This is a genomic window from Variovorax sp. 05N34 (genome assembly GCF_056397405.1).
The window spans coordinates 707,222-721,094 of sequence record NZ_JBFTNI010000001.1 but is presented as its reverse complement, the minus strand read 5'-3'; the positions used below and the strand labels follow the sequence as shown (position 1 = coordinate 721,094).

The window sequence follows — 13,873 nt, the reverse complement described above, 5'->3', positions numbered from 1 at the left end:
TTGGCGCCGGCCTGCCAGCACAGCAGCAGAACAGCAGAACAAGCGAAGACTGCCTCACCACTCCACTGGAGTCGTTCGTGACCACCTCAAGCTGACGTCCTCATGGATGAATTGTCGAAGCTGTTCCAGGACCTGATGGCATTCGCTGCTGTCGTGGACGCCGGGGGATTCAATGCTGCAGGCGCGAGGTTCGGGGTTCCACCCTCGCGGCTAAGCCGCTCGGTCGCGGCGCTCGAAAGCAACCTGGGCGTCCATCTTCTTGTGCGCACCTCGCGGCGTTTCACAGTGACCGAAGTTGGCCGGCGAACCTACGAAGATGCGGTGAGTGTTCGCGCGCGGTTGCAAGGCGCTGCGGCCGCAGCGAGCGATTCACGCGGCGAACCCTCGGGCTTGTTGCGGGTTTTGTGTCCAATGGCGCTGGCTTCGGCCTTGGTCGGCCGTATCGCAATCGAGTTCATGATGCGATATCCCCGCGTGAAGATCGTGATCGAGTCGACCGATGGCAGGAGCCGTCCCTTCATGGCGCCAGCAGACCTGGCCATACAGCCGAGTCTGCAGCCACTTCGCGATTCGAGCCTGGTCGCACGTTGTCTGGCGAATGCGCACTACGTGGTCGTGAGCGCACCGGGTCTGGCGCACGAAATCCCCGAGGATCCCGGACCGACAGACTTTCCTTGCTTTCCGGCGGTGGGATGGACGTTCTTCGCTGATCCTGCGCACTGGTCTTTGCAGCATTCCCGCCATGGCAGGCATGAGATCACCGTGGACGTGCGCTTCAGCACCGATAACCTGCTGCTAATTCGCGAAGCGGCACTGGCAGGCGTGGGTGTCGCACAGCTGCCGTATGTACTGTGCTGCCGGGACATCGAAGAAGGCCGCCTGCGCGTGATCGCGCCCGACTGGGCTGCACCTCAGGTCGGCATCTACGCGCTGTATCCCTCGCGGCGCGCCCTCACGCTGGCGGGTCGCCGGTTCATCGATGCTTTGGAAGAAGGCATGGCCTCGCTCGAACGCGATCCGCGCTGACCCGGATCGTTGCACCTCTGGAACGCTGCATTGCCGTGGCGGCCTTATGCGAAGTACGCGCGATGCCTAGCATTCTCCCTAGCCGCTCGCGCCCGGGCGGTGCATCCACAGGAGACATATGCAAACAGACGCTCTTCGCGCAGCGGCCACACGCCGGCGCTTCCTGCTCTCAAGTGCCGCACTGGCAGCCGCGCCCCTGGTGGGCTGCGGCGGTGGCGGTGATAGCGGCATCGGCATCGGTGTCGGCGGCGATGCCAATCTCGTGGCCGCAACCGCGTCCGGCAGTTTTCGCGGCCGACAGCAAGATGGCGTCACTTCGTGGTTGGGGATTCCCTACGCGCAGCCCCCTGTAGGGCCGCTACGGTTCCAGGCGCCGCGACCGGCCCAGCCTGCAACCGGAATCGTCGACGCCGCTGCTTTCGGGGCAGCCAGCCTGCAGACCGTCGGAGGCATGGTGTCCTGGATCTATCCATCGCCGGACCTTCAAAGCGAAGACTGCTTGACGCTCAACGTCTGGAGCCCATCAGGAGCTCAGCGCCTGCCGGTGATCGTCTGGTTTCATGGCGGTGGCTTCCGCACCGGCGCAACCGGTATGCCGCTCATGAACGGCAAGTTGCTTGCGCAGCGCGGTGTCATCGTGGTCACGGCCAACTATCGGTTGGGTGCTCTCGGCTTGCTGTCCCATCCGGACTTCGCCGATGCCGGCAATGGCTCGACGGCAAATTGGCAATTGCAGGACATGGACGCGGCGCTGCGATGGGTGCGCGACAACATTGCCGCGTTCGGCGGCGATCCAGCGCGTGTCTGCGTCGTGGGCCAATCGGGTGGCGCCATGCACACGGCGATGCTGGCCCAGAACCCTGCGTACCGCAGCACTTTCCACAAGGCGGTGCTGCTCAGTCCGCCGAACGTGACACCGCCGGCCTCGTTGACCATGATGGATGCAGCGGCCTACACCGAACTGCTCGCGACCAGGTTCGGTACCACGCCCCGCGGGCTGCGGGACCTGCCGGCAAAGGCGTTGCACGATGCCGAGCTGGCTCAGAACGCGGCGCCTTTGCCGGCAGGATTCACCTCGGGTGCGTCACCCTACAAGCTCGCGCCCGTCGTCGACGGCAAGACCTATCTGGGCGACTGGACTCGGCGCGACTGGCCGTCGGACCTGCCTGTCGTCATCGACTACACGCTCGACGAAGGCGCTTTCTGGTGGGACCTCTACGATCCGACGACCAACACCATGCTCACGCCGACACCTCCCGCCACGCTGCCCGCCCTGGGCGCCGCGCTGGCGGCCCAACTCGGCGGCCGAACCGACGCTGCCAATACAGTCATCGACGCGTATGTTCAAGCCGCGCTTGCGGAAGGACGGCCGACGACCCCATCGCTGCTGTGGACGGACATCTTCGGCGACCAGTTGCTGCGCAATTTCGGAACCCGCTATGCAGCGCGTCTTTCCACGGCCGGTGTGCCGGTTCGCTTTGGTACCTACATGCACGCGGTCAAGGCGCCCGGGCGTGGCGTGCCGCACTGCGCTGATGTCCCCATGCTGTTCGGAACCTACGGACTGAACTACTACCGCGACAAGCTGGGTGCCGCACCGCAAGAGGCGCAGTTATCCAACCAATTCATGGCGGCCATGGTGTCGTTCGCCAGCGAGGCGCAACCTACGCTCGGCACAGGCGAGACCTGGCCGCTATATCGGCCCGGCACCGCCACTGCCGTGCGCTGGGGCGAAGGCGCAACAGGCGACACCGTGCTGGGCGCGGTGCCGAAGCTGAATCAATTGAAGGTCTGGGATGCTGTGTTGGGCTATTGACCTGCGGCTCTAGGGCCGGGCCTCGAAGACAAGGTTGAACGGCGTTTGCGCAGCGCGCCGAAAGCGACTGAACCCGCCTTCGCGCGCGACGGTGCCCAAGCGCTGCTCGCCGGCCTGGGCGCCAAGCCCGAGCCCCACTTCCTGCGACAGCGAGCAGGGCGTGCAGACCATCGTGGAGGCGCTGTAGTAGATGCGTCCGACCGCATTGAGGTTGTCCTCCAGCCGATCGTTGGCGAAAGGCTCGACGATCATCCACATCCCGTCCGGCGACAGCGTCTCGCGCACGTGCCTGGCCGCTCCCACCGGGTCGCCCATGTCGTGCAGGCAATCGAAGAAGGCGACGAGATCGAAATCGCGGCCAGGATACGTCTTCGCGCCAGCCACCTCGAAGCTGACGCGATCGGCGACGCCCGCCGCGGCCGCGCGCTCACGTGCAGCGTTGATCGAAGGCTCGTGATAGTCGTAGCCGATGAAGGTCGAAGCAGGGTAGGCCTGGGCCAGCACGATCGTCGAAGCGCCGAAACCGCAGCCGACATCGGCGACGCGAGCGCCTGCATGCAACCGCTCGCTCATGCCGTCCAGCGCCGGAATCCAGCTCGGCTCCAGGTTCGCGTTGTAGCCGGCCCTGAAGAAGCGTTCCGTGCCTGTGAACAAGCTGGGGTGGTGTTCGTGCCAGGCGAGGCCGGTGCCGTCGCGAAATGCCTTTTGCACCTTGTCGATGTCGTAGAACATCGACATCAGGCATTCGAATCCGCCGCCCATGAAGGCAGGGCTGCTGTCGTCCGCCAGCACCAGTGCGGCTTCGGGCGAGAGTGTGTAGGTCTGCGCATTCGGGTCATAGTCGACGAAGCCGCTGGCGGCCTGCGCGCTGAGCCACTCCTGTGCGTAGCGCAGACGCAGATGCGTGCGTTCGCTGAACTCATCCACCGATATCGGCCCGGCGCCCGCCATTGCCTTGTACAACCCGAGGCGATCACCCAGGATCACTAGCGGCGCACTGGCCAACGCGCCGAACTCGGTGACCATCCTGTCGAGCAGGGCGTTGAGCTTGTCCTCGTCAATTTGCTGCATGGCTTTGCTCCTCGAGGTTGCATTGGCTCTCTGTAATTCGGGCGCCGCGCTACTGCGGTTACGTCAGAAAAAAAAGCCGCAGATCGGCCCGCTGCGCATCATGGTCACTCGACCACCACTGGCTATACTCCGGCCCGTCGCGCACACTCAGCGTGACCGGGTTTAGCAGCCCGACAAGCACCCCTGCGACGAAAGCCGCAGTGACTCTCGCAGGATCTGCGGCTCTTTCGTTCGCGCGCCATTTTTGGCGGCTCGGATGGGAGGGCTCATGCCCTGCCGGTTCTCGCAAGGGGTGCCCGGTCTGCTAACCCGTTCGAGTCGCCGCCTTCGTTTAGCAGCGGGAGCGACGGTTTTTGTAAATCGCACCCTTTGGAGGCCATTGATGGTCCACCCTACTTGCGCGCCCGCGCGCCACCCAGACGTTCCGACACAAGGCAGTCTCGCCACGCTCACCCAACAAGCAGTCGGCGAAATCAGCGCATTGAAGGAGGCCTATCGCGCCGCCGGATGCATTCACGGTCTTGTCATATCTGCGCGCGCAGCGAGTGACGATGAGTTCTTCACCACCTCGGCCGACGTGCGCGCCCTGATGACGCTGGTCAATTCAGAATTCGAGCGCCGCCTCCAGATCGTCAAGGCAACCATCGCTTCGATGCCATTGCCTTGAACGCCGGGCGGATTCCTCAGATCTCCCGATCGAGCCCGCGCGCCCGCAGCACGGCCTTCAGGCGCCGCACTTCGTGCTCCAGATCGAGGATCAGCGCCGCAGCGTCGAGGCTCACGCCGAAGTCGCGCTCCAGTCGTCGCGCAGCCAGCGCGCATTGCAGATCCGTGCTCTGAAAACGCCATTGCTCAGGGCTTTCGGCGGGCGCTTGCGATTCGATGATGCCGACCTCGACCAACTGCACCACCCACTCGATTTCCGCGCCGCAGGCGTGGGCGAGTTCGGTGGCGGCGAGTGGGTGCAAGGCGCTGAGCGCCGTGGTCGTGACAGAAACTGTGGCCATGGTCGTCAAACTCCGAGATGGCGGCGCGGATTGAAGGGGGCCGCCTGTGCAAGTTGTTCGTAAGCCTTGCGGGCCGCATCGGTGTCGGCCGGGGGCAGCGCAATCTCGAGCAGCAGGTAGAGATTGCCGGGCGGCTTGCCTGGGAGCCCGCGTTCCTTCAACCGCAGCTTGAGGCCGTTGCGTGCATTGCGCGGCACGGTGACCTCGACGACCCCGCCCGTCGGCGTGGGCACCTGCACCTGTGCGCCCAGCGCGCCTTCGGCCGGCGTGATCGGCAGCGTCATGTAGAGGTCGCGGTCTTCGATGCGATAGAGCGGATGCGGCGCGATGCGCACTTCGAGGTAAAGGTCGCCGGCAGGCTCGCCACCATGGCCGGGCATGCCCTGGCCCGCCAGGCGGATGTACTGCCCGGGATGGACGCCGGCCGGGATCTTCACGCTCAGCGTGCGCGTCTTCCATTCGGGCATGCCTTGCGCGTTGATCTCCTGCGAGCGCAGCGTGATCTCGCGCTCCGCACCCTTGAGCGCATCTTCGAGCGCGATTTCGATCGCGGCGTGTTGGTCTTCGCCGCGCGCGCGGTAGTTTCGGCGCTCTGCACCGCGCCGTTCGGCCGCGCCGAAGAGCGACGAGAAGAACTCGCTGAAGTCCGCGTGATCGGCCGGCCCGGCGTGCGGCCCGCGATGAAACTCGAAGCCTTCGTCCCAGTTCGGCGGTGGCTGAAAACTGCCGTCCGGGCTGCCGCCGCGCGCGACGTGATCGGCAAGTTGGTCGTAGGCCATGCGCTTTTCCTTGTCGCGCAGGACGTCGTTGGCTTCGTTGACGTCGCGCATGCGCGTCTCGGCGTCGGGCTCCTTGCTGACGTCGGGGTGGTATTTGCGCGCGAGCTTGCGGTAGGCCTTTCGGACCTCGTCTTCGGAGGCGCCGCGCTCGAGGCCGAGGATCTTGTAGTAGTCCTTGAATTCCATGTCGCTTGTTTCCTGAAGATCCGGCAGATACGAGGAGGAGGGTCAGGCCAAGGCTGCGCCGCCTTCAACCTGCTGCATCAGCGGTGTCATGCGCCAAATGGTGCCGCTGCGCTCGAAACGCAAGGGCTGCGCGTTGCCCAGCACACTGAGGTCGACTGGCACGCCGATGAGCGCTGCGAGCGCATAGAGCGTGCCGCCGTGCGCGACCAGCAGCACCGGCCCGGGATGCGTCAGCGCGTGTTCGAGCGCGATGCGCGAGCGGTCGACAAACTCGGCCAGCGTTTCGCCACCCTCGGGTTCGCAGGCCCAGTCGATGTGGAGCGACGACGTGCCGATCAGCGCACCGAAGTTGCGCTCGCGCAGACCTTCGAGCACCACGGGCGCAATGCCGTGCGGGCTCGATACGGTGTGCGCGGTGGTCAGCGCGCGATGCACGTTGCTGCTCACGATGCTGCGGATCGGCTCGCCGGCCAGCAACTCGGCGGCGCGTGCGGCCTGCCGCAGTCCGAGCGCGCTCAGCGGCTCGTCCACCGACTGGAAGATCCGCCGCGCATTGCATTCAGTCTGCCCGTGGCGCAGAAAGTAGAAGTGGTCGCACGCCGGTGCGAGCGGTCGTTCGGCCGCCAGGGCGGCGAGTTGTCGGAGGCCAGGGGGGGCGGTCATCTCAAAGAAGCCATTCAATAGGAAGAATTTCGAGGAAGTCGATCCAGAGACGCTGGAGGGCGTCCGAGCCTGGTTCGGTGGTGAGCGTGGCCTTGCCTTCGGGGTCGTTGTCGATCCATTCGATTTTCTCGCCGTCCGGCTGAAGGCGCACTTCATAGGCCTTCGACGGAATGACCGTTTCGAACTGATTGGTGAGCATCCCGGCGAATTCGGGACTGTCGATGACCACGCCCATCTCGGTGTTGAGGCGCGAGGAACGCGGGTCGAGATTGAACGAGCCGACGAAGATGCGCTCGCGGTCCACCGCGAAGGTCTTGGCGTGCAGGCTCGATGCGGAGCTTCCGGAGCTACCACTGCCACTGCCGCCACCGCTGCCCGGAAAGCCGCGCGCCCGGTCGCCGCCGCTGGCGTCGCTGGCGTTCTTGCCGCTCTTGTCCGGTGGAGGCACGGCAGAGCCCGGCTTCAATTCGTAGAGAACCGCGCCGCTCTTGAGCAAGTCCTTGCGGTACTTGGAGTACCCGGCGTGCACAGGGCTCACGTCCGTGGCGGACAGCGAGTTGGTCAGGATGCGCACCTTCACGCCGTTCTCGGCCATGGTGCTCAGCATCTTGGTTCCTTCCTTGCCGGGCACGAAGTAAGGCGACACCAGGTCGATCTCGCGCTTTGGATTGCCGAACAACTCTCGTAGCGCCGGGGCCATCTGGAGATCGGTGCGCGTGGTGGGTTGGAGCACCTTCTCGGGGTCGTCATGGATGGCGTGCGCCGTCGTCCATCCGAAGCTGAGCTGATGCTCGGCCAGCTCGCGCATCAGCGGCGTCTGCCGCACCGATTCGGCGTAGCGAATCGCCTCGGGGTTCTGGCGTACCGTGTCCCAGCCCGCGCGCAGGGTTGCTGCGCTGCCGGCCGGAGCGGGTGCCATCAGGCTCGAAGCCGGGTAGGCCGATGCGCTGTTCCAGAACAGGTCGAACTGGTTGGACACTTCGCTCACGACCGGCCCGATCGCCAGGACGTCCAGATCCTGGAAACCGACTTCCATGTTGGCGCCGTAGTACTCGTCGCCCACGTTGCGGCCGCCGACGATCGTGGCCATGTTGTCGGCGGTGAATGACTTGTTGTGCATCCGCCGATTGACGCGCGAGAAATCGAGCGCAAAGTCGCCGACCCTGAAGCCGCGATTCGCAAACGGATTGAACAGGCGGATCTCGATGTTGGGATGCGCATCCAGCGCGGCGAGCGTGGGGTCGAGCCCGCCGGTGTTGGCGTCGTCGAGCAGCAGGCGCACGCGCACGCCGCGCTCGGCCGCTTGCCAGACAGCTTCCCAGAGCAGTTGGCCCGTGGTGTCGGCACGCCAGATGTAGTACTGCAGATCGAGGCTTCGTTCGGCAAGCCGGGCCAGGACAATGCGCGCGGCAAAGGCGTCCTCCGCATTCGAGAGCGGATGGATGCCGGACTTGCCGGGATTGGCGGTGACGAGCGGAAGCACGTCCTTGCCGAGCCGCGTGTCGGCCGTCTGGGTGATGGCGGTGGACGGCGTTCGCTCGACGTGGCCCGGCAGGCTGGCGCATCCGGTGATGAGAAGGGCGAGGGCTAAGGCGACGAATACACGTGGGGCAATCATGGGCTCGATGCTCAGAGCTTGGGGATGCGCAAGGTCTTGCTGATCATCAGCGTGCCGGAAAGCGCAAACAGCAGGCTCAACGGATGCAGCACCCACGGGCCGAGCGTCCAGGCGCCGCCCCAGATCGCTTCGCCGATGCGCCCCTGCCAGGCCGCGAGTGCCAGCACGCCGACAAGCACGACACTGGTCGGGATGGGCGTCCCTTCGAAGTACTTGACCTTGTCGGCGCCTTCGGAGAGCGCTTCGGCGGTGACGTTGTAGCGTGCGAGCCGGCTGACGCCGCAGCAGACGAAGTAGATGAGGATGACGCAGTCCCAGCCGCCATTGAGTCCCGCCGCGAAGGCGAGGGCGGCAGGCAGTACCCCGAAGGAGATGATGTCGGCCAGTGAGTCAAGTTCGCGCCCGAGTGCCGAGTGCGTCTGCCGCCAGCGCGCGATGCGGCCGTCGAACACGTCGAAGATGAAGGCAGCGGGTGCGAGCGCTGCAGCCCAGAAGAAGTGCTCGACAGACCGGCTCGCGATATAGGCCATCGCAAGGAAAATCGCGCCGACACCGCAGGCCGCATTGCCGAGCGTGAAGAAGTCGGCCAGATGAAAGCCCCGGATCATCGAGAAATGCTTGCGGGGCGGGCGCTGGGCGGAGGCGGATGTGGCCATTCTGGGGGTCCTTGAGGGTCCTTGGGCGAACTTTTCGCCCACACCTTAGCGCATCCCGGGCCCGAAGTGGGTCAGCCTCGGCGCCATCTCGCGGGCGGCCGCCTTTGGGCGCGCTTTCACCATTCTTTTCACCATTCATCCGTTGCGACGTCCAACTCGTGCTGGATGCGCTTTCTCAACGCGAGCAGCGTCGGTGCGAGTTCTTGCACGACGGCAGCAAAGGGCTCCGCCGTCGACACGCTCATGTTCAAGGCATAGGGCGAGCCCCTGAACATCAGCGGCGCGGCGACTGCGACCACTTCCGGCTGCCACGCCGCCGCGCAGTAGCCTTCTTGTGCCACGCTGCGAATGGCCGCCGCGAGCGCTGTCCCCAGCTCGGTCCATTGCGCGCGGCGCACTCGGCGGAAATAGGCGAGCAACACCTTGCGCTGATCCTGGGGCGCGCTCGCGAGATAGGCGCGGCCGAGCGAGGTCAACTCCATCGGCACGCGCTGGCCCGACACGACCTTGCGCAGGGACGGCCTGCGGTTGTAGCGGATCGATTCGAGGTAGACCATTTCGTCGCGGTCCGGAGCGGCCAGGCCGACGTTGGCCCGATGCTGCTGCGCGGCATCGCGCATGTGCGGCGCCGCGATGGCGAGCACGGTCGAACCACTGCGCATCGCATGCGCGAGGCTCAACACCGGAGGCGCCAGCCGGTAGGCCCTGGTGCGCGTTTCCACCTGCAGGTATCCCGATCCCACCAGTGTTTGCGTGAGACGACTCACCGTGGCGCGCGAGAGCCCGGTGCGCTCGGCGATCTCGGCATTGCCCAGGAGCTCGGAGCCGGGGCGGAACGACCGCAGGATCTCGATACCCCGCTCCAGAGACCTGTTCGCGGGGGATGTGCCGGGCTTCGTGGCCCCCAGCGTGTGCGCGTTTGTCGGCGAATTCATGTGTGCGGCGAAGTTTAGTGAATTCCACTGAATGGAATTGCGGGGATGTCAAACGGAGCAAGGCTTCCTAAGCTACTCCCGTCCCGTTCATTTGCCCGCATTGCAGGAGACAACCCGATGACCATGCTCTTCCGTTCCTTTCTGTGCCGTCTCGCCGGCTGCCTGGCCGCGACCGCGCTGGCAGCCTCCGCGGCGGTCGCCGCCTTCCCCGACAGGCCCGTGAAGCTGGTCGTCCCTTTCGCGCCCGGTGGCGGCACCGATGCCATTGCACGCGCACTGGGAGTGGGGATGACCAAGGCACTGGGCCAGTCGGTCATCGTCGACAACAAGCCCGGCGCGGGCACCATCATCGGCAGCGACGCGGTGGCAAAGAGCGCCCCAGACGGCTACACCGTGCTGGTGTCCACCTTTGCACATGCGGTGAACCCAAGCCTCATGACCAAGCTCCCCTATGACACGAAGAAGGCATTCGCACCGGTGATCCTGCTGGCCCGGGGCCCGAACGTCCTCGTGGTGCGGGCGGACAGTCCGTACAAGTCGGTGGCGGACGTGGTCGCAGCCGCGCGCTCGAATCCCGGCAAGCTCACCTACGCATCGCAAGGCAATGGCACTTCGGCGCATCTGGCAGGCGAGATGTTCACGAACCTGGCCAAGGTGCAGATGACGCACGTCCCTTACAAAGGCGCCGGGCCGGCCTTGACCGATCTGCTTGGCGGTCAGGTCGACATGATGTTTGCTACTGCGGCAGCGGCTTCATCGCAGGTTGCAGGCGGCAAGCTGCGCGCCATCGGCGTCACCTCGCCTCAGCGCGCGGCGGCCCTGAAGGATGTGCCAGCCATCGCGGAGACCATTCCCGGCTACGCGGTCGAGAGCTGGTATGGCCTGTTCGTCCCGGCGGCCACGCCCCCGGATGTGATCGGCAAGCTCAACGAAGCGGCGAAGAAGGCCACCGAGAGCGCAGAGTTTCGCAAGATGCTCGAACCCGAAGGCCTCACCGTGAGCGCTGGCGCTCCGGCCGAACTCGGCGATTTTGTGAACGGCGAGACCAAACGCTGGTCGCGGATCGTCAAGGAAAACAACGTCAAGATCGACTGAGCGAAGAAGGATGACTCCCATGGACTACGCCCTGATCCAACTCCAGGTAGAGCGCGGCATCGCTACGCTGACCTTCAACCGCCCGGAAAAGCGCAATGCGATGAGCGATGAACTGCGTACCGAGTTCATTCACGCACTGGAGCGCGTCGCCGCCGACAAGAGCATTCGAGCCCTGGTGCTCACGGGCGCCGGCAAAGGCTTCTGTGCCGGTGGCGACATCGCGGGCATGGAGCGCCGCATGAACGCGCCCGCCGGCGAGGTCGCATTCAACGGCTGGCACCGGCAGCAGCGCGTGCATCACACCCAAGCCCTGCTGCACACCATGCCCAAGCCGGTGATCGCCGCAGTCAATGGCGCTGCATCGGGCCTCGGCGCCGACACCGCGCTCGCATGCGACTTCATCATCGCGAGCGAGTGGGGCAGCTTCAGTTGGTCTTACATCCACCGCGGCATCATTCCCGATGGCGGCGGCATGTATTTCCTCCCGCGCCGCGTCGGTTTGCCCAAGGCCAAGGAACTGATCTTCACGGGGCGCAAGGTTGAAGTCGATGAAGCGCTCGCGCTGGGCATCGTCGATCGCAAGACCACGGCCGACCGGCTCGTCGCCGACGCCCAAGCCTGGGCTGCCGAACTGAGCCAAGGCTCCGCCACCGCGCTCGCACTGTCGAAGACCATCCTGAACCAGACCTTCGAACTGCCGGCCCAGCAGGTCTTCGCCCAAGGCAGCCAGGCGCAAGGCATTTGCTACACCAGCACCGAGCACCGTGAATCGGTCCGGGCCTTTCTCGCCAAGTCCTCCAATGCCGCCGGCACCACCAAGGGCTGATGGTCATGGAAGCTCTCTCTGCTCTGTCCAGATTGCTCCAGCCGCGAAGCGTCGCCGTCATTGGCGCATCGGGCGACCCCGCGAAGACCGCTGGCCGCCCCGTGTCGTATCTCCTGAAGCACGGCTTTGCCGGCAAGGTCTTTCCGGTGAACCCGAAGCTCGAGCGCATCGGCGACTTGCCCTGCTACCGCGACATCGCGTCGCTGCCCGAAGTCCCCGACGTCGGCATCGTCCTGCTCGGCGCCGAGCGCGCCCACATCGCCGTTCGCGAGCTTGCCGAACGCGGCGCCGCCGCAGCCATCGTGCTGGCAAGCGGCTACACGGAAACCGGCGACGAAGGCGCGCGCCGGCAACAGCAGTTGCTCGAAGCCGCAGGAACCATGCGCATCCTCGGCCCCAACACCATCGGCTTGGTCAACCTGACCGACGACATCGTGCTCTCCGCCAGTGGTGCGCTGGAGATGGACCACTTCCACGCAGGCGCCATCGGCGTGGTGTCGCAAAGCGGCGGCATCCTTGGCGCGCTCTTGTCGCGTGCTGCTGCCCGAGGCATCGGTCTATCGAAGCTGATCTCCACCAGCAACGAAGTCGATCTCGAACTCGCCGACTTCATCGACGCTTTGGTCGACGACCCCGCAACGCAAGTCATCGCCCTGTACATCGAAGCAATCCGCCACCCGCAGAAATTCCGCGCTGCCGCCCTCCGCGCCGCACGCGCAGGCAAGCCCATCGTCGCCTTCAAGATCGGACGCTCCGAAGCCGGCGCCCAAGCCGCCGTGTCGCACACAGGTGCGCTCGCAGGTGCGGACCGCATGTACGACGCCTTGTTCAAGCAAACCGGCGTCATCCGCGCGCAGACATTCGGCGACCTCCTCGACGTGCCGGCTGCTCTCGCCACACGACGCACCCTGCGAGGCAAACGCGTTGCCGTCCTCACCTCTACAGGCGGCGCAGGCACCCTCGTGTCCGACAGCCTCGGCGTCTGCGGCTTCGAGACCCCCGCCCCCGACGAAGCCACAGCGTCCGCCTTGCGCGCCCTGCAAACCGGCGACCACGCCGCCCTCGACCGCAACCCCATCGACGTCACCCTGGCCGGCCTGCAACCCGACCTGCTGCGCGGCGCCATCAAGGCGCTACTGTCCAGTCCCACCTACGACGCCTTGGTCATCATCGTCGGCTCGTCCGGCGTCGGCAGACCCGAACTGATGGCCGGCGCCATCGAAGGCGGCCTTGCACAGTCCGACAAGCCCGTGCTCGCCTACGTCAGCCCCCACGCGCCCGAAGCCGCCACCTTGCTCACGCAACGCGGCGTCCCCGCATTCGTTTCCGCCGAGAGTTGTGCGGCAGCGCTCGCCGGCATGCTCCAGGCAAGCCAATGGTCCCCGCCAGGCATCGAGCCGCCGCGCGCATCCGTTCACGCGCCGACGCAAGACCTCCCCACGGGCTCACTGGATGAGGCGCAGGCCAAACAACTGTTCGCAAGCTTCGGCGTCCCTTGCGCGAGAGAAGTGGTCGTTGAAAACGGCGCAGCCGCCGAACGCGCCGCGCGCGAACTGGGCGGCCGTGTGGTCCTCAAGATCCTCTCCAGCGAAATCACCCACAAGAGCGACGTAGGCGGCGTCGCAGTCAACGTAGAGCCCGCAGAGATCGCATCGCGCCTCCAGGCCATGGCCGATGAAGTGGAGCGAAACACAGGCGTGCGCCCCAAGCGTTTTCTGGTTCAGGAAATGGTCACCGGCGGCATCGAACTGATCCTGGGCATGCACCGCGACCCACTGGGCACGGCCATCCTGCTGGGCATGGGAGGAGTCACCGCCGAATTGTTCAAGGACACCACCATTCGCCTGCTCCCCCCAGAAGGAGCCCTGAGCAGCAGCGAAGCCTTGGACATGGCCCGTGAACTCAAAACATGGCCGTTACTGGACGGCTTCAGAGGACGCCCCAAAGCCGACGTCCCAGCACTGGTAGAGGCCATAGTCGCTTTCTCCCGCATGGCTGCAAAGCTAGGCGAACGCCTGATAGAAGCCGAAATCAACCCCCTCTTCGTGCTACCGCAGGGCTCAGGCGTAAGCGCAGCCGACGCAGTGGTAGTCCTAGCCTAAGAGCACCCTCGTAGAACAACGACAGAGCCCGGTATGCGGTGCGGCTGTGGGCGACCCTTCTGCGCCGCCGAAGCGCGCAGACTCAGGCGGATC

At 65.5% G+C, this 13,873-nt stretch carries 13 protein-coding genes; 6 read left to right on the top strand and 7 right to left on the bottom strand.

The genetic code is table 11. The features are described from left to right. Nucleotides 1-102 precede the first annotated feature (102 nt). Nucleotides 103-1,026 carry a LysR substrate-binding domain-containing protein gene (locus tag AC1DMA_RS03475; protein WP_478143232.1) on the top strand — a complete coding sequence of 308 codons (924 nt, stop codon included), beginning with the start codon at nucleotides 103-105 and terminating at the stop codon, nucleotides 1,024-1,026. Nucleotides 1,027-1,144: 118 nt separating this feature from the next. Beyond that, entirely contained in the window at nucleotides 1,145-2,842 is a 1,698-nt protein-coding gene (locus AC1DMA_RS03470) for a carboxylesterase/lipase family protein (RefSeq protein WP_478143231.1), read from the top strand. Nucleotides 2,843-2,851: 9 nt separating this feature from the next. On the opposite strand, the gene AC1DMA_RS03465 is transcribed toward AC1DMA_RS03470, so the two are convergent. Further along, on the bottom strand, nucleotides 2,852-3,913 hold the full coding sequence (locus AC1DMA_RS03465; protein ID WP_478143230.1) for a class I SAM-dependent methyltransferase: 1,062 nt from the start codon (nucleotides 3,911-3,913) through the stop codon (nucleotides 2,852-2,854). A gap of 382 nt (nucleotides 3,914-4,295) precedes the next feature. Here AC1DMA_RS03465 and AC1DMA_RS03460 point away from each other — a divergent pair, with 382 nt between their 5' ends. After that, nucleotides 4,296-4,580 carry a hypothetical protein gene (locus AC1DMA_RS03460; RefSeq protein ID WP_478143229.1) on the top strand — a complete coding sequence of 95 codons (285 nt, stop codon included), beginning with the start codon at nucleotides 4,296-4,298 and terminating at the stop codon, nucleotides 4,578-4,580. A 16-nt stretch (nucleotides 4,581-4,596) separates the two neighbouring features. Here AC1DMA_RS03460 and AC1DMA_RS03455 read toward each other — a convergent pair whose 3' ends face one another. The 6 genes from AC1DMA_RS03455 to AC1DMA_RS03430 all read right to left on the bottom strand — a co-directional run bounded on the left by AC1DMA_RS03455 (nucleotide 4,597) and on the right by AC1DMA_RS03430 (nucleotide 9,757). Then, nucleotides 4,597-4,920, bottom strand: a complete 324-nt coding sequence (locus AC1DMA_RS03455) for a chaperone modulator CbpM (protein WP_478143228.1) — start codon at nucleotides 4,918-4,920, stop codon at nucleotides 4,597-4,599. A 5-nt stretch (nucleotides 4,921-4,925) separates the two neighbouring features. Continuing rightward, nucleotides 4,926-5,885 carry a DnaJ C-terminal domain-containing protein gene (locus AC1DMA_RS03450; RefSeq protein WP_478143227.1) on the bottom strand — a complete coding sequence of 320 codons (960 nt, stop codon included), beginning with the start codon at nucleotides 5,883-5,885 and terminating at the stop codon, nucleotides 4,926-4,928. 42 nt (nucleotides 5,886-5,927) lie between these two features. Then, a complete protein-coding gene (locus AC1DMA_RS03445) occupies nucleotides 5,928-6,548 on the bottom strand; it encodes a histidine phosphatase family protein (RefSeq protein ID WP_478143226.1) in 621 nt (206 codons plus the stop codon). 1 nt (nucleotide 6,549) lies between these two features. Then, nucleotides 6,550-8,166 carry a phospholipase D family protein gene (locus AC1DMA_RS03440; protein ID WP_478143225.1) on the bottom strand — a complete coding sequence of 539 codons (1,617 nt, stop codon included), beginning with the start codon at nucleotides 8,164-8,166 and terminating at the stop codon, nucleotides 6,550-6,552. An 11-nt stretch (nucleotides 8,167-8,177) separates the two neighbouring features. Continuing rightward, entirely contained in the window at nucleotides 8,178-8,822 is a 645-nt protein-coding gene (locus tag AC1DMA_RS03435) for a CDP-alcohol phosphatidyltransferase family protein (RefSeq protein WP_478126587.1), read from the bottom strand. Between the two features lie 128 nt (nucleotides 8,823-8,950). Then, a complete protein-coding gene (locus AC1DMA_RS03430) occupies nucleotides 8,951-9,757 on the bottom strand; it encodes an IclR family transcriptional regulator (protein ID WP_478143224.1) in 807 nt (268 codons plus the stop codon). A 123-nt stretch (nucleotides 9,758-9,880) separates the two neighbouring features. Here AC1DMA_RS03430 and AC1DMA_RS03425 point away from each other — a divergent pair, with 123 nt between their 5' ends. Genes AC1DMA_RS03425 through AC1DMA_RS03415 form a run of 3 tightly spaced genes read left to right on the top strand, consistent with a single transcriptional unit; the run spans nucleotide 9,881 to nucleotide 13,780 of the window. After that, nucleotides 9,881-10,852, top strand: a complete 972-nt coding sequence (locus AC1DMA_RS03425; protein ID WP_478143349.1) for a tripartite tricarboxylate transporter substrate binding protein — start codon at nucleotides 9,881-9,883, stop codon at nucleotides 10,850-10,852. Between the two features lie 19 nt (nucleotides 10,853-10,871). Further along, nucleotides 10,872-11,678, top strand: coding sequence for an enoyl-CoA hydratase/isomerase family protein (locus AC1DMA_RS03420; RefSeq protein ID WP_478143223.1), 807 nt, complete (start codon nucleotides 10,872-10,874; stop codon nucleotides 11,676-11,678). A gap of 5 nt (nucleotides 11,679-11,683) precedes the next feature. After that, entirely contained in the window at nucleotides 11,684-13,780 is a 2,097-nt protein-coding gene (locus AC1DMA_RS03415; protein ID WP_478143222.1) for an acetate--CoA ligase family protein, read from the top strand. Nucleotides 13,781-13,873 lie beyond the last annotated feature (93 nt).

Coding starts and splice junctions, on each gene's coding strand:
- AC1DMA_RS03475 (WP_478143232.1), top strand. CDS start 103: ATGGATGAATTGTCGAAGCTGTTCCAGGACCTGATGGCATTCGCTGCT.
- AC1DMA_RS03470 (WP_478143231.1), top strand. CDS start 1,145: ATGCAAACAGACGCTCTTCGCGCAGCGGCCACACGCCGGCGCTTCCTG.
- AC1DMA_RS03465 (WP_478143230.1), bottom strand. CDS start 3,913: ATGCAGCAAATTGACGAGGACAAGCTCAACGCCCTGCTCGACAGGATG.
- AC1DMA_RS03460 (WP_478143229.1), top strand. CDS start 4,296: ATGGTCCACCCTACTTGCGCGCCCGCGCGCCACCCAGACGTTCCGACA.
- AC1DMA_RS03455 (WP_478143228.1), bottom strand. CDS start 4,920: ATGGCCACAGTTTCTGTCACGACCACGGCGCTCAGCGCCTTGCACCCA.
- AC1DMA_RS03450 (WP_478143227.1), bottom strand. CDS start 5,885: ATGGAATTCAAGGACTACTACAAGATCCTCGGCCTCGAGCGCGGCGCC.
- AC1DMA_RS03445 (WP_478143226.1), bottom strand. CDS start 6,548: ATGACCGCCCCCCCTGGCCTCCGACAACTCGCCGCCCTGGCGGCCGAA.
- AC1DMA_RS03440 (WP_478143225.1), bottom strand. CDS start 8,166: ATGATTGCCCCACGTGTATTCGTCGCCTTAGCCCTCGCCCTTCTCATC.
- AC1DMA_RS03435 (WP_478126587.1), bottom strand. CDS start 8,822: ATGGCCACATCCGCCTCCGCCCAGCGCCCGCCCCGCAAGCATTTCTCG.
- AC1DMA_RS03430 (WP_478143224.1), bottom strand. CDS start 9,757: ATGAATTCGCCGACAAACGCGCACACGCTGGGGGCCACGAAGCCCGGC.
- AC1DMA_RS03425 (WP_478143349.1), top strand. CDS start 9,881: ATGCTCTTCCGTTCCTTTCTGTGCCGTCTCGCCGGCTGCCTGGCCGCG.
- AC1DMA_RS03420 (WP_478143223.1), top strand. CDS start 10,872: ATGGACTACGCCCTGATCCAACTCCAGGTAGAGCGCGGCATCGCTACG.
- AC1DMA_RS03415 (WP_478143222.1), top strand. CDS start 11,684: ATGGAAGCTCTCTCTGCTCTGTCCAGATTGCTCCAGCCGCGAAGCGTC.